A 23,565-nucleotide genomic window follows, 5' to 3' on the forward strand; every position below is an offset into this window, starting at 1 on the left:
CTGCCGCGCCTCTATGGTGCGATACTCGTCACGGAAGCTCTGGTGAGACGGCCGAGATACCAGAGCGAAGGATCGTTGCTGTAGGTATTGACGGTCGTCTTGCTGAAGCCATCCGGCGTCGACACGGTGACCTGCGTCGCATTGCCGTAGGCATCATACTGGTTAGCCGTCGTCACCGTCGGCAGCGCCGAGCCGTCGAGATCAGTCCCGCTCGACACGTTCTGCGCCAGCGACACCCGATAGGGCGCGCTTGACGGGCTGATCGTCGTGCTCCCGGCAGCATTGCTGAACTGGTACGTGTTGCTCGACTGCCCCAGCACCTGCGTGCCCAAGGTCCGCGTCGCGGAAGCCACCATGCCGGTATACGGGAAGTCCTGCCGGAACGTCGTGGTGTCCGAGATCCCCGTCTGCAGATCCTTCACCGTCATCTGACGGAAGCCGAGCGGACCACGCCCTGTCAAATCAACCTTGGCGCCCGCGTAGCTGTAGCTCGAGGTGTACGTCCCACCTACCCCGTTCGATGCATCCACACGCGAGACAACTGAGAGAGGCAACTGAAGATCAACGGTCGGAAAGACGGCATTTGCATCCTTCGCATATGCGCTTCCTGGAGCCGAGAGCGATTGATACGTAACTGACGTATTCGCGTTGAGCCCATTTGAGATAGAGTTGACCAGGTAGTACGTCTGTCCAATGCCTAGATAGCTGAACTGATTGTTCGCGCCGATAAAGGCGTAATCACTCAATCCGTCACCGTTAAGGTCACCGGCTACGAGCCCGTAGCCATTCGTTGGCGGCGACCCAAATGCGAACCCATACGGCAGCGGATGAGTGTCCTTTAACGAAAACGTACCATCACCGTTGCTCAAGAACACTGATTGGCTTGACGTGCCCAACAACGCGTAATCTGAAAGTCCGTCCCCATTAAAATCGCCCGTTACCACCGAATATGAGGCTGTCGGCGGTGTGCCAAACGGCCCTCCGCCCTGAATTGGGTTAGTGTGAAATTCGGCAAAGGTCCCATCACCTTTACTCAGGAACACTGTCTGGGTCGAGGCACCGTTGAGGAGGTAGTCCGCAGCGCCATCACCGTTGAAGTCGCCGCTAACCAGCGCGTACTGACTAGTCGGCGGTGTTCCGAACGTGCTGCCGCTGGGCAGCGGATTCGTATCAACCCACGAGAATGTTCCATCCCCTTTGCTGAAGTAGACCGTCTGATTGTGGTCACCGATGAATGCATAATCGGTCCGTCCGTCAGCGTCGAAATCACCGATTACAAGGGCATAGAGGCTCGTTGGCGGACTGCCATAACCGGCGCCATTCGGCAGTGGATTGGTATCGACCTCCGAAAAGGTACCGTCACCTCGACTCAAGAAAACAGTCTGGCTTTGCGCGCCTAGATAGGCGTAATCGGTCTTTCCATCACCGTTGATGTCTCCAACCATAAGCGCGTACAGCGCACTCGGCGGCGAACCAAAGCTGCCCCCGCTCGGAATGGGATTGGTATCGACCACGCTGAATGTACCATCGCCTCTGCTTAGGAATGCCGTTTGATTGTGATCGCCCAGGAACGCATAGTCAGTCTTTCCGTCCCCATTAATATCGCCAACCATCAAATCATAAAGCGCGTGCGGCGGCGTACCATAGCTAGCCCCGCCAGGAATGGGATTTGTATCTACAGACGTAAATGTTCCGTCCCCATTGCTGAGAAACACCGTTTGGTTGTGCGCACCCAGCCAAGAGTAGTCAGTCTTTCCGTCACCATTGAAGTCGCCTACCAGCAAATCATACATCGCCGTAGGCGGAGTTCCGTAACCGGCTCCGCCTGGGATCGGATTCACCACAATGGAATTAAAGCCTCCTGTAGCCGGAACAGTGACGCCAATGATGTGCTCTGGAAGACATGACCCATCTCCGGTGCATAACAAGATTGTGGTGATCACACTAGCCCGAGGCACTCCATTGTCGTAGTAACCGAGATGGTAGTCGCTTATCAACGCATCGCCAACGTATGTCTTGATGTCCGTCAGGCGCACAGTCGTGCGCATCATCGAACCAGCTTGATAGCGAATTGGCATGTCCGGACGCGCAGCGTACGAGAGGCGGACAGAATTGTATGGGCTCACCCCAGCAGCTGAGTTACCGGTGTAGTCAATCCGCGCCGGATAGAATTGTCCATTCGCTTGATCGTTCGTGTAACTGACTGTGAAATAGTTAGATTTTGTGTCGCTGACCTTATTGATAGCCCAGGCTCGAGCGGTGCTTTTTCCCTGCGCAAGGATTTGCGAATCTGACGTGCGACCAAACTCCATAATTTGACCGGACTTGGTATGAACTTCAAACCAAGCTGGTCCGTTGCCGGCAGAACCGTGCGATATGATTCTGGAAAATGTTTCGATTTCGGTCCGATACTCTGCGCCGTCCGAGCCATATGATCCACTCGTAGCAACGAGGCGTTGCCCATCCATACAGAAGCGGTCGCTCATATTGTATTTGACACCCCCAAGCGATCCATCTTGTGCCGTCGTTTGAGGACAGCGACCGATGGCTGGCAATCCGCCTAGGGCCCACCCAACTCCAAGCAGACCATTGCTGGCTTGGCTGCTGTAATCCAGAGATAGCGATGGCAGCACACCAGCCGACCCGGGCGGCAACGCGATCGGCAAAGAGTAAGTCGCCGCGCCGGTCTGACTGACCGAGAACTGGCCCGATAGAGACATCGTCCCAGAAATACCTACGGTTGTGGAGGCCACCCAAAAAAAGCCGCTAGACCGACGACTAGCCGACCGCTCCGCTCCCACGCGAGAAACCACGGCTGTCGCTTTCTTTGCACCGGCACCATCTCATGCCCCCGCATGGATATCCCCGTTGAATTACGGTAGTGGAACATTGCGGCCTAATCGCCCTCAAGCCGTTATTGCTAATTATCAACAACTTTACGTAGAGACGACAACCAGATGATATGGAGATGGCGCGCACAGGCATTCTCAATCGAAAGGCCCGAAACAGCATTATAGGCAAACGACGCCGTTCGCCTGATCCTGCTTGCACCCGCCGTGAGCTCGACACCTGCAGCGCAATTGCGACAGCAACGGACGGCACAGACGTCTTGGTCACGGCTTTTAGGACGCCCCCAAAGTTGCCGAGATCGCTCGACAAAATCCTGAGCCCCCCCGATCGCGTGTGACCAGGCACACGGCATCGATATCGTCATCTCGTGCTGCTAGGGCGCGATACTGGTGACGGAAGCTCTGGTGAGACGGCCGAGATACCAGAGCGCCGGATCATTGCTGTATGTATTGACGGTCGTCTTGCTGTACCCGTCCGGCGTCGACACGGTGACCTGCGTCGCATTGCCATAGACGTCATACTGGTTCGACGTCGTCACCGTCGGCAGCGCGGAGCCGTCGAGATCGGTCCCGCTCGACACGTTCTGGGCCAGCGAAACCCGATAAGGTGCACTCGACGGACTGATCGCCGTCGTACCGCTCGCGTTCGCGAGCTGATAAGTGTTGGTCGACTGCCCCAGCACCTGGGTCCCATTTGACCGCGTCGTGGACGCCACTAGTCCGATATAGGGGAAATCCTGCCGGAACGTCGTCGTGTCCGAGAGCCCCGTCTGCAGATCCTTCACCATCATCTGCCGGAAACCCAGCATTCCGCGGCCCGACAGATCTGCTTTCGCACCGGCATAGGAATAAGACGAGCTGTATGTCCCGCCTACCCCGTTCGAGGTATCAATGCGCGATACAACGTAAAACGGAATCTGGAGATCGAACACGGGATACGACGCCGAGTTGTCCCTCGAATAGACGCTGGCGTTGGTCAGCGGAAGATAGGAGATCGACGTCGTCGTACCCAGCCCGGTGTTAGCCGTCACGATCAGATCGCCGATGAGTCCATTGCCCATGAAGACATATTGGTATGGGTACCCGTTTGCGTCGACCAAGAGGTAGTCCATCTTGCCGTCGCCGTTGAAATCGCCGACGATCGGAAAGTTGACGTTCGGCGTGTTGGCATTAATCGGGAAATTCCAGCCGTTCGGCAGGTTTTGGACCTGGCCTGAGAACGTACCGTCCCCATTGTTCATGAAGAGGTACTGATAAGGATAGCCGCCGCAGTCGATCACGACATAGTCGGTTTTGCCGTCACCATTGAAATCACCGGGAATGGGCAAATACGGCTGGTTCGCTTTGAAGATCCAGCCGTTCGGCAGTGTTTGCGTTTGTCCGGAAAACGTCCCATCGCCATTGTTGATAAAGACATACTGGTACGGGTAGCCGTTGGCATCGATCAAGAGGTAGTCGACCCTGTTGTCGCCGTTGAAGTCGCCGACGATCGGCATGTTGGCATTGGGGGTATTCTTGTTGATCGTGAACTTCCAGCCGTTCGGCAACGTTTGGGTCTGCCCCGTGAACGTTCCGTCGCCATTGCTGATGAAGACATACTGATAAGGATAGCCGTTGCTGTCGATCAGCACGTAATCGGTCTTGCCGTCCCCATTGAAGTCTCCGGTGACCGGAGCGTTCATGTTTGGCGTGTTGCTGTTGTTGGGAAAATTCCAGCCGTTTGGCAGCGTCTCGGTGATTCCGGCAAATGTCCCGTCGCCATTGCCCATGAAGACGTACTGGTACGGATAGCCGTTGCCATCGACCATGAGATAGTCGGTTCGGCCGTCGCCATTGAAGTCGCCGACGATCGGGGTGTATCTGAGGTTCGCGCTGAACTTCCAACCGTTCGGCAGCGTCTGGGTCTGGCCCCTGAACGTTCCGTCGCCGTTGCTCATGAACACGTATTGGTAGGGATAGCCGTTGGCATCGATCAGCAGATAATCTGTCTTTCCGTCCCCGTTGAAGTCGCCAACGATCGGCGTGTTCACGTTCGGCGTATTGCTGTTGATTGGAAAATTCCAGCCATTCGGCAGTGTCTGGGTCTGGCCCGTGAACGTGCCGTCGCCGTTATTCAGGAACACATACTGATAGGGATAACCACTGCTATCGATCAGCAGGTAATCGGTCCTCCCGTCACCATTGAAGTCGCCGGTGATGGGAATGTATTTGGCGTCGGCCCTGAACTTCCAACCGTTCGGCAGCGTCTGCGTGGTCCCGGTGAAGGTGCCGCTACCCGCGCCCGACTGCCATCCGAAATTTGTGGCCGGAAGACAGGCACCATCTGCGGCGCATACGGCCACCGACGCGACTTCGCTGCGTTGCGTCGAATCGCTCTGCTGATACCCGATCCGATAGTCGGCGACGAGCGACGATGCGGCGAAAGTCTTGACGTTCGTAAGCCTGACCGTCGTCCTCACAATCGAGCCGCCCTGATAACCCTGAACGACGTCGGGCCGGCTGGCATAGACGAACTGCACCGAGTTATAGGTCGCGACGTTCGCCGCGGCATTTCCCGTGTAGTCGACGCGGCTGGGATAGGCTTGCCCGTTTGCAGCATCGCTGACGTAAGTGACGGTAAAGTAGTTCGACTTGGTGTCGCTGACCTTGTTGACGGCCCATGACCTCGCCGTCGTCTTGCCTTGCGCCAGAACGAGCGAATCCGTCGTGTGTCCGAACTCCATCACCTGACCGGACTTGGAACGGACTTCGAACCACGCGGGGCCCGTGCCGGCCGTGCCATGGGAAATGATCTTGTTGTAGCTGTCGACCTCGGTCCGATACTCCGTACCATCAGCACCGTAGGTTCCGCCGATCGCGATCAGCCGCTCCCCGTCCATGCAGAAGCGATCATTGGCATCGTAGCTGACGGCGCCGAGCACACCGTCCTGCGCCGGCGTCCGCGGGCAGCGGCCGATCGATGGCAGTCCGCCGAGCGACCAGCCAATCCCGAGCAGCCCGTTAGGCCCTTGACTGCTGTAATCGAGCGACAGCGACGGCACGACACCTGCCGTCCCCGGAGGTAGCGCGATCGGAGTCGAATACGTCGATGCGCCGGACGGGTTCACAGAGACCTGACCCGGCAGCGACATTGATCCGGCATTACTTAAGGTTGTATTTGCGGCCAAAAAACACGCCGCCCAACCAGCAAGACACAAGCCTTTTCCCGCCCACGACCGAAATTGCGGCCGCGACGCCCTTCGCACCGACACCATCACCCATGCCCCCGCATGAACCCCGTCGAACTACGGTATCGAACAGCACTCGTATTTTACCCGCAAGCGGCACTGCGAGTTATCCACAACGTGACGTTGAGGTAACGCCGAGATGTTACGGAGATGACCCGCATCATATATCGATCAAATGCATGAGAACCTTTCAACTATCAGGAGGCAGTCGTAGCGCAGTCCCGCGATCATCTACTCTGTCACAGGCCTAAGTCGAACGGTGTGGCAAGCGTGTCTAGCTGCGACGTATCGAGGAACGTTAGAGTACGCTTTTGGCAGCGACTTCGAACCAGTGAGATTGTTTTCCAAGCACGAGCACCAGGAGAAGGCAACCTATCGAATTCAATGAACCTCATCGCGCAACACAATCACCCGGTCCAATGCAGCCCAGCTGCTAAACGACTAATGAAGTTTATGGGGTTTTGGCCGCAAAGCATATCGACTGTGCCATTCGCCGGCGATTCAAGCACAACCATTTACGGCCACAGCTTGTAAGGATCCGACTAAGAAGCTCCTGTGCATGGGGGGGCATCCTCCAACACTCAATCTCGCAAGTCCGTATTTAGCCGCCCGCTCATCGCAAAACCCGTTCAATCAGGCACTCTGGATAATTACCGCAACGCCCTTTTATGCTTCCAACACAAATTATTCTTCTATTCTGGAGACCCCATTTGGGGTCCTCACAACCCGGACAGGCCTGCTATCTAACTCCGGGACGGAAGTCTTGCGCCAGTCAAGCCCAAATTTGGACAGCAATTCGCGATAGCGATCTTCCGGAGGACACGGTCCCAGCAAGACAGCACGAACGAACTCCATTGGCGGAGCGTAATCATGTTGTACAACGTAATGATAGATCAAATTTGGCGCGGCAAAAAGCTCTCCTCGATCGGATACGACACGAATCTCTGCCGATCCGAGCAACAATCTTTCTCCATTTTTCTGCGCGAGATTTCCATCAAATGAGCAACACAATTCACATTTGTGAAGACCTCTAGTCTGACCAACTGATACTTGGCAAAAGCGCCATAGCCGATCGACAAACTGCGGCTCGGCTAATTTTCTTGGAAAGTCAACGCCCGCGGCGAGCCATCCAACGTTTAGCGTCGAGGCTGCAGAGGTATCCGCAGCCCCGTAACTATAGGGGGTTAGATCTGCAAAGTATGTCACGGTCTTTTCATCGGTAAGGCTTGAGGCAGGCAGCGCTGTCGCAGAACGCCCCAATTGTAGTTCCTGGCCCTCGAAGCAACAAACTTCTTTCGGTGTCCGTCAGCCGGTTATAGTCAAGAACATTCACGCCCTCCAAGTGACCGAAGCGGGCCGTATCTTCCGCAAGGAGGCTCTTGTCGGGGAATATCGTTCCATCCGACATTCCATGAACGCCGCTCAAGATGTTAACCTCACCACCACGTCTCATTCCGCCTTCTACCGCTAGATCAAAATCGCTTCCGACAACGCGCCCCGTTGCCGTAACGACCGTACCACCGGCCGCGTTTTCCGAACTGGATATTATTCCACCCAATTTGCCGAAGCCCCTGGCGCCTACAAGGGAATCTATCCCTTTCATGCCCACTCTGCCATAGGCGCCTAGTCCGCCCAACACAGCCGCCCCTGGAAGATCTCCAATGGACGCTTGCGTTGCCGGATCACACGCAGCTCCGCAGAGCTCTAGCAGCCCTCCGATGCCGGCACGCAGCCCGTTTGAGCCTGTAAAGTAGCTTATTCCCCCGCATTCCTCGAGACACCGGCTCATGAAGTTTGAGAGCGCGTCGCCCAATTGAGCGCCTGGCGTAGGCGCCGACGGAGGGGCCGCTTGCGGCACTCCGTTGTAGCCAACCTGCTGAACCAAGCTGTTTGACGGAATATAAACTGGCTGGTTGAGAGCAGGAAACAGGTCCACGACGTTTGGCGTCGGCGTCGGAACGAATGACTGAGAAAATAGAGTGTTGTAGTAAGCGACCTGCTGGCTCGCATAGGCGGTTTGCTGCGCTACGAACCCGTTAATCTGCTGAGAAAGTGTAAGACCTGGATAAATGTAGGCACTATTGTCAATGCAGCAGGCGCTGCCGCCGGTATTCTTGACATTGTCCGGAGATATCGACCCAACAACTTCTATGGTATTTAGCGTTTGTGTTTGCACCCATCCAAAGGTTGCATCGTACGTATACGACGCCGCGTCATAGTAGCCCGATGGGTCGACGGACGTTAAAGGCCTGTTGCTTGCGTACGCATATCGGTTCCATCCTTGCGGACTAATGGGGTGAGGAACCGTTGGATCCGCACTTGTCATTCGGGCGAGGATCGGATCGTAGACGCGACCGTTGAGATGGACCAGGCTGGCGACCGAGAGCTGCTCTTCTCCAGTGAACCCCCGCATCGTCTGGCTTGTGATGCTGCCGCTCGGGTCGTCGGTTCCATTCGGAAAGCGTCGCTTGCCCCAAGCGTCGTAGGAGAGCCGTTCCTGGACAACGCCGTTTTCGTTGGTAATGACTGAGATCGAGCCGAGCGGATCGGTGTGGAAGTAGCGTGTCGCCAGCGTCTCCGAGCCCGGCTGCGAGACCCGGATGCCGAGCATGGAGCTGCCGATCGAGAGATAATCCGTCCAGCGGGGGGACGCGCTTCCGGGATTGCTGACCTCCGCCTGCACGCCGAAGGCCGAGATGTAGAGCGTGGTGCCTTCCGGCGTCACCTGCTTGAAGCGCTGGTGGTCGGTATCGTCGAGGAACGAAATCGTCCGCGTCCCTTGCGTAATGCTGGAGGGCTTGTTGTAGGAGGTATAGACGAGGCTGCGGCCGAGACCGGAGGTCTGATTGCCGTTGGCATCATAGGTGAAAGTGGCGCTGATCGAGCCGCCGCTGACGCTCATCACCGCATGAGGCAGCGCGGAGCCGGCGGCCGGATAGCTGTAATTGCCGAGATCCGACTTCGACAGCAGATTGCCGATCGAATCGTAGGAGAAGGTCTTCGACAGCGGCGTCGGGCTCAAATTGACCGTCGACGACGTCAGCCGATTGAGCGCGTCATAGGTGAATGTCTCGCTCAGATTGGTGTTTGCGTCAGACCGAGACAGAGGATTGCCTCCCCGATCATAGGCGTAGCTGAAGTTCTGGACTGCGCCCCCGGTACCCGTCGCAATGCCGGTGAGCCGATCCGACAACGGATCAAAGCTCCGGGTCGTCGTGAGGCCGTTGCCGCCCGTGTCCCGTGTCACGCGCAGTTCGGCATCGAGCGTGTTCGCGGTCCAATAGACCTGTCCGGTCGCGTCGTCCAAAAGCTGATTGGCATCGCCAAGCGCCGTGTGGCCATAACGGGCCGTGAACCCGGAGGGATAGCTGACCTTGGCGAGCGAGCCATTGGCATCGTACGTGGCACCTATGATGTAAGTCGCGCCGTCGATGGTGGTCGCCACCTGAATCGGACGCCCCAGGGCGTCATAGCTCGCGCTGCGGGAGAACCCGGATCCCGGACCTACCGTGATACTCGTGGAGGCGAGCTTACCGATACCATGCGCCGCCGTGTCGTAGACCCAAGCGCTCGTCATGTCCGGCTCGACGGTCTGCACCAGGCGATCGAGCTTGTCGTAGGCCAGGCTGACCGTCTGGCCCTTGGCGTCCATCTGGCTGACCAGCAGCCCGAGCGTGTTGTAGCCGTAGCTCCAATTGCCGAGGTCGGGGTCCGCACTCGCGACCTTGTTGCCGCGGACGTCGTAGCTCGCCGTGACGACATTGCCGACCGGATCGGTCGTGCGCAGGAGATTCCCGAGCCCATCATAGGCATAGGTCATGGTGTGGCCGAGCGCATCCGTCGCCGACACCACATTGCCCTGGCTGTTTCTGGTCACCGTCCGGGTCTGACCCAACGCGTTTGTCTTGGCGACGGTCAGCCCATGATAGGCTACCTGGGACACGCTGCCGTCCGGCTTGGTCTTGGTCAGGGCGCGGCCGAGCGCATCATAGGTCAACATCGTATATTGTGGCGTGCCGCCGTTGACAAAGTAAGGCCGGCTCGTCTGCGACACCCGCCCGAGTCCGTCATAGCTTGTCGTCGCACGGATCGTACTGCCGTCGAAGCCCTGGCTGTCGCGCACGATCTCGCGATCGAGCACGTCATAATAAACGATCGCGAACGGGCCATTCACGGTCGTGCCATCGGCCGCATACGACGTCCGCTGGATCAGATAGCTTGCGCCCGAAGGACAGGTTGCAGTGCCTCCATTGACGCCGCTGCAGAATTGATATGTCCACTTGGTCTGTGTGCCATCAGGACGGACTTCCAGGATCTTGCGGCCGAGCCCGTCATAGCTCCAGCTGGTCGTCAATCCGTTCGGCCCGGTCTGGCTGGTCGGCTGCCCGAAGCGGGCATCATATTGCAGGCTCTCGCTTTGACCAAGCGCATTGGCGTTGGAGGTCGCGAACTGCCCGCGCGCATCATAGCTGCTCGTCCTGCTCCGCGTGACGATGTCCGCCCCGCTGGCGGTCGAGGTCAGCACATTACCGAAATTGTCGTAGGTGTAGTCCGTTTGCAGGCGGACCGCCGGCGTATCTGGCTCGACCACCTGCTGGGTCACGATCCCCGTGCCCGCATCATAGGCAAAGGATGACGTCTGTATGACGCTGCTCGAAGCCAAGACCGGGGTCGACACGAGCAGCGCAATTGCGGCCATAACGGACGGTATGACAATTCTGGTCACGGTCTTCATAGCGCCACCCCCCAAGTCGCCGAAAGAAATATCGCCGGAAACGCTCGATCAGATCCTGATCGGCTCAACGCAAGACACAAACCTTCCCAATCGCGTGTGACCAGGCACACGCGATTGATATCGTCATGTCGCGCCTCTAGGGCGCGACGCTCGTTGCGGAAGCTCTGGTGAGACGACCGAGATACCAGAGCGAAGGATCGTTACTGTAGGTGTTCATCGTCGTCTTGCTGAACCCGTCCGACGTCGACACCGCAACCTGCGTGGCATTGCCATATGCGTCATACTGGCTCGACGATGTCACGCTCGGCAACGTAGATCCGTCCAGATCCGAGCCGCTTGAGACCGTCTGCGAGAGCTGAACACTATATGGCGGGCTGCCGGTTGGCCAGCTGACCGTTTGCGGCTGACCCGAGATGAATACTGTCGATGTTGCTTGGTAGCTGAAACTCTTCTGACTGATTGTCTGCGAGCTGAGCGAGCTCGTCACGGACGACACCGCCCCGGTAAACGGGAAGTTTTGCTGATACGATGTCGTTTTGCTGATACCGGTCTGCAGATCCTGCATCGTCATCTGGCGAAAACCGAGCATGCCCCGTCCGCTGAGATCCGCCTTGGCTCCGGCATAGCTGTAAGTTGAGCTAAGGGCACCGCCAACGCCGTTCGACACGTCCACACGGGTAACGACGTTGATCGGCACCTGAAGGTCGACGATCGGATAAGACGCGTCGGTTCCCTTCTGATAGGGCGCCGATGCCGTGGCCGTCGATTGATACGTTATGGACGTCTGCGCTCCGATTCCGGACGAGATCGAGCTGACGAGATAGAACGGCTGCCCACTACTGAGGTAGGAATATTGGCTGTTCGATCCGATCAGCGCGTAGTCCCCTCGCCCGTCGCCGTTAAGGTCTCCGGTCACCAGTGCATAGGACGTTGAAGGCGGGCTTCCGAATGCCCAGCCGTTCGGCAACGGAAGTGTACCGGTTTGCGAAAACGTCCCATCGCCATTGCTTAGGAATACCCACTGTCCATTGTTCCCGAGCAAAGCGTAATCGGTGCAACCATCTCCGTTGAAATCACCGTACGTCACGGAATACGACCCGGTCGGCGGCGAACCGAATGCCCATCCGTTGGGGATCGGATAGGTCCCAACGGGCAAGAACGTTCCGTCGCCCTTGCTCAGATACACATACTGGCTGTTCGTCCCGATCAGCGCATAGTCCCCCAGACGATCACCATTGAAATCCCCGGTGACGACCGCGTAGGCAGCTCGCGGCGGAGACCCGAACGCCCAGCCATTTGAAAGCGGCACCTCGCCGGTCGGCGTGAAAGTGCCGTCGCCATTGCTCAGATAGACCCAGCGCCCGGCGCTGCCCAACAATGCATAGTCCCCACGGCCGTCGCCGTTGAAATCACCCGTGATCACATCATAGCTCGCCCGCGGAGGCGAACCGAAGCTCCATCCGTTGGTCAACGGATATTCGCCTGTAGCAGCGAAGGTCCCATCACCGTTGCTGAGGAACACCCAACGGCCATTATTTCCGATTAGCGCATAATCTCCTCGCCCATCGCCATTGAAGTCGCCAGTAACGACGTCGTAAGTGATCGTGGGAGGCGTACCAAAGCTCCATCCATTCGGGATGATCGAATCTCTTTCGGAAAACGTACCGTCACCGTTACTTATGAAGACATATTGAGCATTGGTCCCAATGAACGCGTAATCCATCTTTCCGTCGCCCGTAAAGTCTTGGACCACAAGCGCATATGAATTTGACGGCGGTGTCCCGAACACGTTCGGCAGGCCACCCGTGTCCTTCTCGAGAAATGTCCCATCGCCTTTACTGAGAAAAACGTACTGGGCATTCGAGCCGATCAGTGCGTAGTCCGTCTTGCCGTCACCACTGAAATCGCCAACCACCAAGGTGTAGGACCCGGTCGGCGATGAACCAAAAACGTTCCCACTCGGAATCGGGTACACGCCCACCGGGTCAAATCCTCCGGTTTCGGGCGAGGTTACGGACAAGCTCAGAGGCGGCAGGCATGTTCCGTCAGCCGCGCAAAGCCCCACCGCCGACAGATAGCTGGCACGAACGAACCCGCTGTCCTGATATGTCAGTCGATAGTCGCTGACGAGCGAGCTGCGAATGAAGGTCCTCACGTTTGTCAAACGGACCGTAACTCGGGTCATTGAGCCGGCCTGAAATCGCGGCGGTTTATCTGGCCGGTCGGCGTACACGAACTGCACCGAATTGTATGGCGCCATCCCGGTCGTCGCGTTTCCGGTGTAGTCGATTCGACTCGAGTAAAACTGACCGTTCGTCGTGTCGTTGGTGTACGCAATCGTGTAATAATTCGACTTGGGATCGGTGACCTTGTTCTGGGCCCAAATCCCCACACTGCTCTTCGCCTGGGCCATGATTTGCGAATCGGCCGAGTGACCGTACTCCAAGGTCTGGCCAGACTTCGTATGCACCTCGAACCAGGCCGGTCCGGTCCCGACCGTTCCGTGGGAGATGATTTTCGAGTAAGTGTCGATTTCGGTTCGATATTCAGCACCGTCGGCACCGTACGATCCGGTGACCACCACGAGCCGACGACCATCCAGGCAGAAGCGGTCGTTAGAGTCGAAAAACACAGGCCGGATGGCGCCATCCTGCGCGACGGTTTGCGGGCAACGTCCAATTGAAGATAGACCGCCCAAGGACCAGCCGACACCGAGAAGGCTGTTGCCACCCTGGCTGTTGTAGTTCAACGACAGAGATGGACTCATGCCAGCCGCGCCCGGCGGCACCGAGATCGGGATGGAGTAGGTCGCAGCGCCGGCCGGGTTCACAGAGAACTGACCCGGTAGCGACATTGATCCCGAAATACTTTCGGTTGTATTTGCGACTAAAAAACAACCGGTCCAACCAACAAGAAACAAGCCTTTTCCCACCCACGACCGAAATTGCGGCCGCGGCGCCCTTCGTACCGACACCATCCCATGCCCCCGCATGAACCCCGTCGAACTACGGTATGGAACCGCACTCGTATTTTACCCGCAAGCGGCACTGCGAGTTATCCACAACGTGACGTTGAGGTTACGCTGAGATGATGCCGAGATGACCTGCACGAGTTCAACGAGCGGTCGTTGGTGCAGTTTCCGTAGGCAATTAAGAACTTTCAACCGACTAGCATCTAATGCAACACTTGGAGGTCCTGTCTTTGATGCGGACGACTTCGACCTAATCCGGACCACAGCAGGCGACCGAAAAACGCCAAGCTAGCCTGCGATCGAGCAGCATCGTCACTCAATTCGACGGGTTGCGCAGGAGCGCGCGACGGGTACCGTTTGCTCCAAAACCGCAAGCGCCGATCGACGCTCGAGATCTACCAACGCCCGAACAGATCACACTTTGCGGGTCGGTTACCAACCAGCCCGCCATGACCAAGAACTACGGGCGGGCGCTCGTCGGCGATGGAAACACCTTCAGCACCCCTGTTACAGCAACATCAAGATTCTCCGAGCCATCATCGAAGCAGCGTACTTCGCTGGCCTCCTCCAGAGATCAAGAGCTTCCATCCCCCTGAGCTTCGCATCCCGACGAGACGATAGGTTGCGGGATCGATTATTTCAGATGAAGGCATTTTCAGTTCAACACGAAACAACAACGCAACACAAATTCGCGACCGTCTGTCCTGAGCTGTCGCGAGACTAACTCACTGGGCCGGACAATGGATGTCGGAACATTCGAAGATCTGATCGATCGGCTCGGCGACGACCTGTCGAGATGGCCCGACGCGGAGCGCTGTGCAGGCAGACTTCTTCTGGCGTCCTTACCCGAGGCTCGCACCCTTTTCGAACAGGCGAAAGCGTTGCGCGCCGCGCTCGAAGCTCGCGTGATTCGCGCTCCGGCCGGACTTGCGGGTCAGATCATCGCCGCTGTGCGGACGTTGAGAAGCTCGCCGGAGGGCGCCGAAGCTGACGCCGCCGCGCCTGCGGCCAACTTACCTCGCCGGTTGTTATTGGCGAGCAGCTACGAGACACAAAATTGGGAAGCTCAACCACGTCAAGCTCGCACGAGGAAGCCGCCAATCGATCGAGACACCAAATCGAGATGAACAGGCATCGTTGGAGAGGAGGCGTTCGATGAACGTTATCGGCTACGAAACCGGCCCTATCACATGCAGAGCTGCGTTTACCGCAGACTTCGAGATGGCGGCCGGGTTGTCTCTGCAGCAAATCATCACCAATCTTGAGGTCGGACGGAAAATGATGGATGTGCGGCCCGGCATGCGTCACAAATACACGCCGCTGCGTTTCGATCCGGCAACCGGTATGCGGCAAATCGGAGGGCGTTACCTTTTTGACACGTGGGAGAATGTGGTCGACTACCTGCGTTTCACAAGCGAGGAGCTCGAACTCGAACCGGGCGTGAAATTTTGGGATCGGCCTTTTTTTATCGGCGTCGACAAGTATGCGTGGCATGTCATCGGCGCTCACGACTTCACGCCAATGCCGACCCATTACGCCCACCGATTTGAACGCTTCGCCTATGTGAACCATGTATCGGCCGCAATCCTCCAGGCGCTCTGGCCGTCGATACGCGAAACGGCCAAGATTGCCCACCTGTCGAGCGTCTGGTTGCTGCATCAGCCCGACAAGCGTCAGATCGGACTTCTGACGGTCGTTGCGCAACAGCGAGGAAGCAGTGCCGCAGAGCGTGCGTCGGAATCTTTATTGGGGTTGGAGCGGATGGAATCGCTTTCCAGACATTTTACGCAGCCCGTGCAAGCCCGAAAGATTTTCGATCGTACCAGCCTGAACCTGTCCCTGTGGTTACCATGGTCGCGACGCGCAGGAGGCGATCCAGCCGCATTTCCAACGTTTCCCGTTCATCCACTTCCGCAGCCGGCCACGGAGACCAATATCAACGCCTAACTTGCGGCTTTCTCGTCCGTCATAGCCAAGGACTCACATCATGGATTTCATTACAGTGCACAACCGCGAGGTTGAACTCAACGTCGCAATCGAGGGCAAAGGCCCGGTGATCCTGTGTGTCCATGGCTGGCCAGAGCTTTGGTACTCATGGCGCCATCAACTCAGCCATTTCGCAGCGCGCGGTTACACCGTTGCAGCCATGGATGTGCGCGGCTACGGCGGCAGCTCCCGACCGCAAGCTGTCGAAGCCTACACGTTGCGCTGCCTCGCAGACGACGTCGCGGCGGTAACAAACCACTTGGGTGGCAAGGCGGTTCTGGTCGGCCACGATTGGGGAGCGCCCATCGTTTGGACCACCGCTGTGCTCCATCCCGGGATGATCACCGCCGTCGCCGGTCTGAGCGTGCCCTATATCCCCGTGTCGGATGTACCGTTCAGCGAGCTCGCGAAGCAGATCTACACCGACCGTTTCTTCTACCAGACCTACTTCCAGCCGGAAGGAGTGGCGGAAGCAGAGTTGGAGGCGGACATCTCCGCATCGCTTCGCAAGATCTATTTCACCCTCTCGGGCGACGCCCCGCTCAACACATGGCTCGTGCACAAGCCGGTCGATGCGAAACTCCTTGATGGCATGGTGGACCCGCAGCCGTTTCCAGCCTGGATGAACGCTGACGACCTCCAGGCTTATACTGATACGTTCAGTAGCAACGGCTTTCGTGGACCGCTGAACCGTTACCGTGCCCAGCGCTTCGATCCTGCCGAGCTCGCGGATATCAAGGGAAAGCCGGTCACGCAGCCGTCGTTCTTTATTGCGGGCGAACGCGATGTCGTCCGCCGCTTCATTCCAGGCATGGACCTCTATGCCGATCCCGGTGCAGCCTGCACCGACTTCCGCGGTTCCGTCATCATCCCGCGTGCCGGCCACTGGGTGCAGCAGGAGGCACCGGCGGAGACGAATGCGGCACTTGAAAGGTTCCTCGATGGTCTCTCTTAACACTGGCCTAGATGGTGTAGATATGCTGCCATCCGCGCCCGTTAAAATGAAATCAGCCGCAGGCTCATCGGACGCAATCCCGGCCCGTTCGCCGTGGAACGCGCGGATGCCTAACCCTTAGAACGATACAATTCGAGAGGTTGGTGCCATGACCATAAGACCAGACCCGACGTTTTACGCTTCCCCGAAACTTGCGATGGAAGCCCCGCCCGAGAACTTTGCTTACACCCTGCTGTTAAGTCCGGACTTCTCAAAGCCCGATGCACTTGCCGTCATTGATGTCAGGCGCGGCTCGCCGACCTTCAGTCAGGTCGTCCACACGGTGACGATGCCGAACAAGGGGGACGAGTTCCATCATTTCGGATGGAATGCCTGCTCGTCCGCCTTGTCGCCCCTCTCCGGGCACGCCTTCATTGAGCGGCGCTATCTTATCATCCCCGGAATTCGGTCCTCGCGCATCTATATCATCGATACCAAGCCCGATCCGACGCAGGCAAGAATTCACAAGATCATCGAGCCCGAGGAGGTCTTCAAGAAGACCGGCTATTCGAGGCCGCACACCATCCACTGTGGACCGGAAGGCATATACGTCTCGACGCTTGGTGGCGCCGGCAAGGACGGCACCGACGGACCTCCCGGCGTGTTCATCATGGACTGCGAAAGCTTCGAGGTGCTCGGCCGCTGGGAGATCGATCGCGGCACGCAAACCAAGCATTATGATTTCTGGTGGAATCTGCCACGCGACTACATGGTGACGAGCGAATGGGCACTGCCGCCGCAATTTGAGAACGGGATCGTGCCGGAGGACCTGCTCTCAAACAAATATGGTCATCGGCTTCACTTCTGGGACCTTAGTGCGCGGCGCAACGTGCAGACCATCGATCTCGGCGCCAATCACCAGATGGCACTCGAGGTGCGTCCCGCGCATGATCCCATCAAGGAGTACGGCTTCGTCGGCGTCGTCGTTGACACCACCAATCTCGAAGCTTCGATCTGGACCTGGTGGCGCGAGGGCGGCAAGTTCCACGCAGAGAAGACGGCAACCATTCCGCCTGAGCCCGCTCCAAAGGAGAAGCTTCCGCCCCTGCTGCAAGGCTTCGGCGCCGTGCCGCCGCTCGTCACCGATATCGACCTGTCGATGGACGACCGCTTCCTCTATGTTTCCTGCTGGGGAACGGGTGAGATGCGCCAATATGATGTCACCGATCCCTGGAAGCCGAAGCTTGCGGGCTCCGTTCACATCGGTGGCATTGTGCGTCGTACCCCGCACCCGAACGGCAAGCCCTATGCCGGCGGTCCGCAAATGGTTGAGATCAGTCGGGACGGCAGGCGGGTGTATTGGACAAACTCACTCTATTCAACCTGGGATGATCAGTTCTATCCCCAAGGCGTTCCGGGTGCGGAGGTCATGGCCAATGTCGGCGCAAACGGCGGCCTGGAGCTCGCCAACGATTACTGGGTAAGTTTTCCCGAGGGCTATCGCGCGCATCAGATCAGACTCGAAGGCGGCGATTGCTCCACAGATTCGTTCTGCTATCCTTCGGCTTGACGTGAGCGGATTGGCACCAGCCTGGTGGTGGTTGGCGATTGTTGCGAGCGGCCTTTATCACGGGATCAACCCGGGGATGGGTTGGCCGCTCGCGGTCGCGGCGGGGCTGATGGAGAAGAGCCCGCGGGCGCTGTTCGCGTCGCTGTGGCCGCTGTCGGTGGGTCATCTGGCGGCCATGCTCGTGATGCTGCTGCCGTTCGCGGCCATGCTCGTGCTTGCGCAGTGGCAGCTTCAGATTCAGGCCGGCGCCGGTCTTGTCGTTATCGCCTTCGGGATCTTGCGGCTGCTCGAGCCGAGCCATCCGCGCGTGCTCGCACGGATCAAGCCCACGCAACTCGCACTTTGGTCGTTTGTGGTCGCAATCGCGCATGGCGCCGGCCTGATGCTCGTGCCGATCTATCTCGGACTTTGCGCGACCAGCAGCTCCGATCGCGGCCACGAAGCGGCAGCCGCACTTGCCACGGCAAACCTCGCCATGGCGGTGCTGGTGTCCATTGTGCACACGATCGCGATGATCTCCGCCGGAGCGTGCGCGGCATGGCTTGTCTATCGACATCTCGGCCTGCAATTCGTCGCAAGAAGCTGGTTCAACCTGGACAGGATCTGGGCCTTGAGCCTCATCCTTGTTGGCTTAATTGCCCTCGGTCGCATGCTCGCTTCCGGTGGGGTCATGCAATAACGATTTCCGCGGTTTTCGTTCCGGCCGGACCTCAGGCAGAAGCGCCCGGGCGATATCGAATCGCGTCGACGAGCACCGAGAAGGCCGAGGACGGTTGGCGACGGCTCGGGTAATAGAGGTGATAACCCGGAAGAGATGGACACCAATCCGTCAGAACCCGGACAAGTTCACCGCTCGACAGATGAGGCAAGGCATAGGGCTCGGGCAAATAGGCAACGCCGAAGCCTTCGAGGGCGGCATAGAGCAACGCGTTCGCATCGTTGAAGACGAGTTGCCCTTCTACACGAACGTTCAGCTTGCGGCCGCCGTTTTCGAAACGCCACACGAAGAGGCCGCCTTCCTGCATGAACCGGAAGTTAATGCAGTTGTGTTCTTTGAGATCCTGAGGCTGACGCGGCCTTTTTCGACCGGCCAGATAGGCTGGCGCCGCGACCACTGCTATTCGAATATCCGGACCGAGCCGCACCGCGATCATGTCCTTGGCCAAGAGCCCACCCACTCGAATTCCAGCATCGAACCGGTTGGCGACAATGTCGGTCAGACCATAGTCAATGACGATTTCCACCTTGATGTCGGGGTATTTGAAAAGGATCTTGGCTAGCGCGGGCATCAGGATCATCCGAGCCGAGTAGTCGGTCGCGGAGATCCGAATGGATCCAGCCGGCTTGTCACGCAAATCGGTCAAAGCCGCCAATTCCTGGTCTATCTCGTCAAACTTTGGTCCGATCTTCAGCAGCAGCCGCTCGCCGACCTGGGTCGGCGTCACACTCCGCGTCGTGCGGTTCAGCAATCTCACGCCGATTCTCTCTTCCAAGCCGAGAATAAGTTGGCTGAGACTGGGCTGCGACATCCGCAACTTCGCTGCGGCCCGTGTGAAACTCCGCTCTCTTGCAACAGCAAGGAAGGCGAGTAGATCGCTCGCGTTTTCGCGGTCCACTTATATTCCTGTCCAATAATTGCATTCCGATTTTACCATCTAATCAGCCCAATGCGAAAAGACTAGTGTTTCCAGCGGCTCGCACGCCCGGGCAAAGTCGATCACGGTCGGTCTCTCGCACGATCCGAAGCATCATCTGCGAAGGTCACGCTGCAGTCAGGTCGTATCGTTTGCAATCCCCGTGCGCCCGATGCCGAGGCCGCCTTGGCCGAGCGGCATTCGATTCCCGCGCCGAGAGCGCAAGGAGAAAGCGCGATGAGAAATCTCTTAGCCAAGATCCTGGTTCTATTCACGATTTCTAGGGAGCAGATATCCGCATTGCAGGAGATTTGCCCGGTTCGGAACTCGTGTAGATCGTCATGAATATCGGCGAGAGTATCGACACAGCTCGAACCACTTCCGACCGAAAGGCCTGGAGGCACCCTGCTCCGACTTCGGCGCCTTTGGCAGACACTCGCTCGAGACCGACAGGAATCATCCTATCCAGCAATGGTCACGAAATCGGAAGCTTTCTGTCAGATTTCTACGACGTTCACTGCTATGCGCACCACGACGTCAAACGCGCTGCGCATCATCTCGATGCGTCTAAGCTGCAGTTTCTCATTTTGGGATGGGCTGATCGAGAGCCTACCTTGGAAGCTCTCGCATGGATAAGGAGCACATCCACCACGCCCACGATCGTCACTGGACCGGCGAGTGAGCCGGAATGTGTCGCGGCGCTCGAGGGAGGTGCCGCCGACTACGTCGTCCCTTCCGTGGGCAAGAGGGAACTGCTGGCACGCATCAGCGCGGTGCTCCGCTATCATCAGCCATCAGGAGCACACTGTCAGATAGTCATGAAAGAGGAACGCTCTGCAGAGCAGTACATTTATGAATTCGGACAATGGCGGCTTGATACGCGTCACAGGCGCTTCACAGGTCCTCACGGCTCGCACATCGCCTTGACAAGATCCGAATATGCCCTGTTGACGGCGTTTATTGAAGCTCCGAGAAGAGTACTGACACGGGAATATCTCGTTAGAGCGACGCGAATCGCCGGAGATGCCTTCGATCGAAGCATTGACGTTCGCATCCTTCGTTTGAGACGCAAGTTACGCGCAGCAGCACCGGACGAACGACTGATCTCCACCGAGCGAGGGATCGGATACAGGTTTGCGATGCCGGTGGAGCGGCGTTAATTGCATGCAGCAGCAGGCTTCAAACACGCCCAGCTACCGCTGTTGTCTGGCCCTTTCTGCCGGAAGCGCAAATGCGCACTTTTCTTCGCGATCAATTGCTTCTTTCGGCTGCAATTGAGCTTCTGACAATCAGAAACAGATTTGAAGCTAGGCATCCTTATTGTTGCGTTCGGATCATGAGAGGACCGGCGCCCGGGCCGTCTCTTTTGATGCAGCGGATCAAGCGACGTCGCATGGCGAACGGCCTTCTTCAGCACGGGAGAAATCCAATGGGCAACCTTCAGAGCAAACTCGACGCTTTTAGGACAAATCTCGAAGCAGGTAACCCTCCTTACAACGTCCCCTATTCTGTCGTTGAGGCCATGCATCGCGCTACCGCGGAACTCAAATCGTCCGGACAACCCGAGCGAGCCCTTAAGGTTGGAGATCGTGCACCCGCTTTCAGACTGAAGGATTCGGAAGGCGGCGTTGTTTCGTCATCGGCTCTTCTCGAAACGGGCCCACTGATCGTCAGCTTCTACCGCGGCATATGGTGCCCCTACTGCAACATGGAGTTGCAGGCGCTGCAGGACGCCCTAGCAGACTACAAAAAGCTCGGCGCAAGCCTTGTCGCCATCTCGCCGCAAACCCAACCCAACAGCCGCAAATCCGTTCGCGAAAATGGCCTCACATACCCGATACTCTCCGATATCGGCGGCGAAGTCGGCGCTGCATTCGGTCTCAAATTTGGGCTGCCAGGATATCTGGTGGAACTCTACAGAAAAGCGAAAATCGATCTCCCAAGGTTCAACGACGATCCCGAATGGACGCTACCAATGCCGGCCCGATACGTCATCAGCCGGTCCGGCTTCATCGTGTATGCCGACGTCAGTGCCGACTATACGCGTCGGCCGGAACCGGAAGAGCTGCTCCCCGCGCTCCGGAATGCCACGCACGAGCGCTCACCGTTTCCGGCTGCGAGCCGGTCTCATCTCCCGACATAATGAAACAGCGCGGCTCAACTCTGTTGCAACTGTAACCCAATTACGGGGGCACACGACATTGCAATGACATATACATGATATGTCATGTGTCATCTTTTCATCTCGTTTCGATAGTTTTCGATGTGATGCACATCACAGCCAGACCAAGTCATGACTTCGAACCGAACAGAGCAAGCGAGAGTCGTGACCCGCGGGGGATCGAAGAAAATGCAATCTTTTGTCACGACATCGCACGGCACTCTTGCGGTCGAGCAGGTCGGCCGGGGGAGCTTGCCACTCGTTCTGATCCACGGCAACTCGACCTGCCGAGACGTGTTCCGCCATCAGCTGATGGGACGGCTCGCAGAACATCACCGGCTCATCGCGTTCGACCTGCCCGGCCATGGCCAATCCAGCGATGCGCCAGATCCTGCGCGGACCTACACGCGGTCTGGCTTGGCTGAAGCCGTCGTCGAGTTGCTTGAAAGGCTGGACGTGACGGAGGCCGTTGTGCTCGGTTGGTCGCTCGGTGGTCATATCGGCATCGAGATGGTTCCTCGCTTTGCCGGCATGCGAGGTCTGATGGTGATCGGCACACCGCCTGTCGCCCGGAACGGTATGGCCGATGGTTTCCAGCGCTCGGCGCACATGCAGGTGGCTGGGCAAGAGCATCTGTCAGAGACGGAGATCCAGAGTTTCGTCGATGCGATCTTCGGCAAATCGGCCGAGCCGTTCATGCAGGCGGCCGTCGCGCGCGCGGATGGCCGCTTCCGCAAGACGCTTTTCGAGGCAGCGCGCGCTGGATCTGGCGTTGACCAGCGACAGATCGTTGAGACGAGCCCGACGCCGCTTGCAGTGATCAACGGCAGCGACGACCGCTTCGTCAAGCTCGATTACTTTGACGCGCTTGCTTATGCCAACTTGTGGGAAGGCCGCTGTCATCGCCTTGCCGGGCTCGGACATGCTCCGTTCTGGGAAAGTCCGCGCGATTTCGATCCCATTCTCGAACGCTTCCTCTTGGACATAGAAAACGACCGAGCGCGCCCGTGCTGAGGACGGATGCGCAGCTTGATCGAAGGTGTGGTCTACGTCACCATCATACGCCAGGTGTCGCATCTGCTCGGGATCGCCGGCGCGTCCGGCAATTTCTTCTTCCCCAAGCCCTGGCACACCCTGCAGCACTCGACAGCCGTTTCGGCTGCGCCGGTCATCATCGGCATCCTCTCGCTGCGGGAGGGCCTCCGACCGGCGTGCCAAACAACCAGCTCCCCTTTCGTTGCCTAGATCGTAGTTAGAGACCGCAGCGCCTCATGACCGATGCAGACGAGGTGCGTTTCGCGTCAGGGTGGCGCCGGAAGTGAATTCTGCAATGCGCTCGCGATTGCGCCTTTCGAAATCGCGAGAGTGCACACGGCATCCGAGCTATTCGCCTGCCGTTCGGCTCGCATTTCCTTTGGTCGCGACGCGGGCAAGTTGACTGGATTGAGACGAGTTCATATAAACTTCCAGGCAGCTATGCGCTTTGATGAACGAGTCG

The 23,565-nt window shown here is 57.9% G+C and carries 14 protein-coding genes; 9 read left to right on the forward strand and 5 right to left on the reverse strand.

The features are described 5' to 3' along the window. Positions 1-11: 11 nt before the first annotated feature. From BRAS3843_RS09990 to BRAS3843_RS10000, 3 genes are all read right to left on the reverse strand, one after another. Positions 12-2,720, reverse strand: coding sequence for an FG-GAP-like repeat-containing protein (locus tag BRAS3843_RS09990; protein ID WP_035981285.1), 2,709 nt, complete (start codon positions 2,718-2,720; stop codon positions 12-14). A 503-nt stretch (positions 2,721-3,223) separates the two neighbouring features. Next, the gene (locus tag BRAS3843_RS09995) at positions 3,224-5,980 is read right to left on the reverse strand and encodes an FG-GAP-like repeat-containing protein (protein ID WP_008968726.1); all 2,757 of its coding nucleotides are present in this window, start codon (positions 5,978-5,980) and stop codon (positions 3,224-3,226) included. Positions 5,981-7,289: 1,309 nt separating this feature from the next. Continuing rightward, the gene (locus BRAS3843_RS10000) at positions 7,290-10,679 is read right to left on the reverse strand and encodes an RHS repeat domain-containing protein (protein WP_244425208.1); all 3,390 of its coding nucleotides are present in this window, start codon (positions 10,677-10,679) and stop codon (positions 7,290-7,292) included. Between the two features lie 40 nt (positions 10,680-10,719). On the opposite strand from BRAS3843_RS10000, the gene BRAS3843_RS41430 reads away from it, so the two are divergent. Beyond that, positions 10,720-10,911: a hypothetical protein gene (locus BRAS3843_RS41430; RefSeq protein ID WP_175361101.1), complete on the forward strand. Its 192-nt coding sequence runs from the start codon at positions 10,720-10,722 to the stop codon at positions 10,909-10,911. A 36-nt stretch (positions 10,912-10,947) separates the two neighbouring features. Here the strand turns inward: BRAS3843_RS41430 and BRAS3843_RS10005 are convergent, their stop codons facing one another. Beyond that, positions 10,948-13,641 (reverse strand): FG-GAP-like repeat-containing protein, encoded by a 2,694-nt coding sequence (locus BRAS3843_RS10005; protein ID WP_244425210.1) that lies wholly within the window; start codon positions 13,639-13,641, stop codon positions 10,948-10,950. Positions 13,642-14,937: 1,296 nt separating this feature from the next. Here BRAS3843_RS10005 and BRAS3843_RS10010 point away from each other — a divergent pair. The 4 genes from BRAS3843_RS10010 (at position 14,938) to BRAS3843_RS10025 (ending at position 18,951) form a co-directional block, all read left to right on the forward strand. Further along, positions 14,938-15,729, forward strand: a complete 792-nt coding sequence (locus BRAS3843_RS10010) for a hypothetical protein (protein ID WP_008968733.1) — start codon at positions 14,938-14,940, stop codon at positions 15,727-15,729. Positions 15,730-15,769: 40 nt separating this feature from the next. Next, a complete protein-coding gene (locus tag BRAS3843_RS10015) occupies positions 15,770-16,723 on the forward strand; it encodes an alpha/beta hydrolase (protein WP_008968734.1) in 954 nt (317 codons plus the stop codon). A gap of 148 nt (positions 16,724-16,871) precedes the next feature. Then, positions 16,872-18,272, forward strand: a complete 1,401-nt coding sequence (locus BRAS3843_RS10020; RefSeq protein ID WP_035981286.1) for a selenium-binding protein SBP56-related protein — start codon at positions 16,872-16,874, stop codon at positions 18,270-18,272. A gap of 76 nt (positions 18,273-18,348) precedes the next feature. Further along, a complete protein-coding gene (locus tag BRAS3843_RS10025; protein WP_139024817.1) occupies positions 18,349-18,951 on the forward strand; it encodes a hypothetical protein in 603 nt (200 codons plus the stop codon). Between the two features lie 31 nt (positions 18,952-18,982). Here the strand turns inward: BRAS3843_RS10025 and BRAS3843_RS10030 are convergent, their stop codons facing one another. After that, positions 18,983-19,888 (reverse strand): LysR family transcriptional regulator, encoded by a 906-nt coding sequence (locus BRAS3843_RS10030; protein WP_008968737.1) that lies wholly within the window; start codon positions 19,886-19,888, stop codon positions 18,983-18,985. Positions 19,889-20,247: 359 nt separating this feature from the next. Between BRAS3843_RS10030 and BRAS3843_RS39535 the strand changes: the two genes are divergently transcribed. From BRAS3843_RS39535 to BRAS3843_RS10050, 4 genes are all read left to right on the forward strand, one after another. Beyond that, a complete protein-coding gene (locus BRAS3843_RS39535) occupies positions 20,248-21,066 on the forward strand; it encodes a response regulator transcription factor (protein WP_008968738.1) in 819 nt (272 codons plus the stop codon). Positions 21,067-21,335: 269 nt separating this feature from the next. Further along, positions 21,336-22,049, forward strand: coding sequence for a peroxiredoxin-like family protein (locus BRAS3843_RS10040; protein ID WP_008968740.1), 714 nt, complete (start codon positions 21,336-21,338; stop codon positions 22,047-22,049). A gap of 207 nt (positions 22,050-22,256) precedes the next feature. Further along, positions 22,257-23,081, forward strand: coding sequence for an alpha/beta hydrolase (locus BRAS3843_RS10045; protein WP_008968741.1), 825 nt, complete (start codon positions 22,257-22,259; stop codon positions 23,079-23,081). A 6-nt stretch (positions 23,082-23,087) separates the two neighbouring features. Continuing rightward, the gene (locus BRAS3843_RS10050) at positions 23,088-23,312 is read left to right on the forward strand and encodes a hypothetical protein (protein ID WP_008968742.1); all 225 of its coding nucleotides are present in this window, start codon (positions 23,088-23,090) and stop codon (positions 23,310-23,312) included. Positions 23,313-23,565: the final 253 nt, after the last annotated feature.

Origin of the sequence: Bradyrhizobium sp. STM 3843 (assembly GCF_000239815.1) — a bacterium.
Taxonomy (GTDB): Bacteria; Pseudomonadota; Alphaproteobacteria; order Rhizobiales; family Xanthobacteraceae; genus Bradyrhizobium.

What these genes read in the sequence shown, in the direction of transcription:
- BRAS3843_RS09990 (WP_035981285.1), bottom strand. Translation starts at nt 2,720, where the DNA reads ATGTCTCTATCGGGCCAGTTCTCGGTCAGTCAGACCGGCGCGGCGACT.
- BRAS3843_RS09995 (WP_008968726.1), bottom strand. Translation starts at nt 5,980, where the DNA reads ATGTCGCTGCCGGGTCAGGTCTCTGTGAACCCGTCCGGCGCATCGACG.
- BRAS3843_RS41430 (WP_175361101.1), top strand. Translation starts at nt 10,720, where the DNA reads ATGACGCTGCTCGAAGCCAAGACCGGGGTCGACACGAGCAGCGCAATT.
- BRAS3843_RS10010 (WP_008968733.1), top strand. Translation starts at nt 14,938, where the DNA reads ATGAACGTTATCGGCTACGAAACCGGCCCTATCACATGCAGAGCTGCG.
- BRAS3843_RS10015 (WP_008968734.1), top strand. Translation starts at nt 15,770, where the DNA reads ATGGATTTCATTACAGTGCACAACCGCGAGGTTGAACTCAACGTCGCA.
- BRAS3843_RS10020 (WP_035981286.1), top strand. Translation starts at nt 16,872, where the DNA reads ATGACCATAAGACCAGACCCGACGTTTTACGCTTCCCCGAAACTTGCG.
- BRAS3843_RS10025 (WP_139024817.1), top strand. Translation starts at nt 18,349, where the DNA reads ATGGGTTGGCCGCTCGCGGTCGCGGCGGGGCTGATGGAGAAGAGCCCG.
- BRAS3843_RS39535 (WP_008968738.1), top strand. Translation starts at nt 20,248, where the DNA reads ATGAATATCGGCGAGAGTATCGACACAGCTCGAACCACTTCCGACCGA.
- BRAS3843_RS10040 (WP_008968740.1), top strand. Translation starts at nt 21,336, where the DNA reads ATGGGCAACCTTCAGAGCAAACTCGACGCTTTTAGGACAAATCTCGAA.
- BRAS3843_RS10045 (WP_008968741.1), top strand. Translation starts at nt 22,257, where the DNA reads ATGCAATCTTTTGTCACGACATCGCACGGCACTCTTGCGGTCGAGCAG.
- BRAS3843_RS10050 (WP_008968742.1), top strand. Translation starts at nt 23,088, where the DNA reads ATGCGCAGCTTGATCGAAGGTGTGGTCTACGTCACCATCATACGCCAG.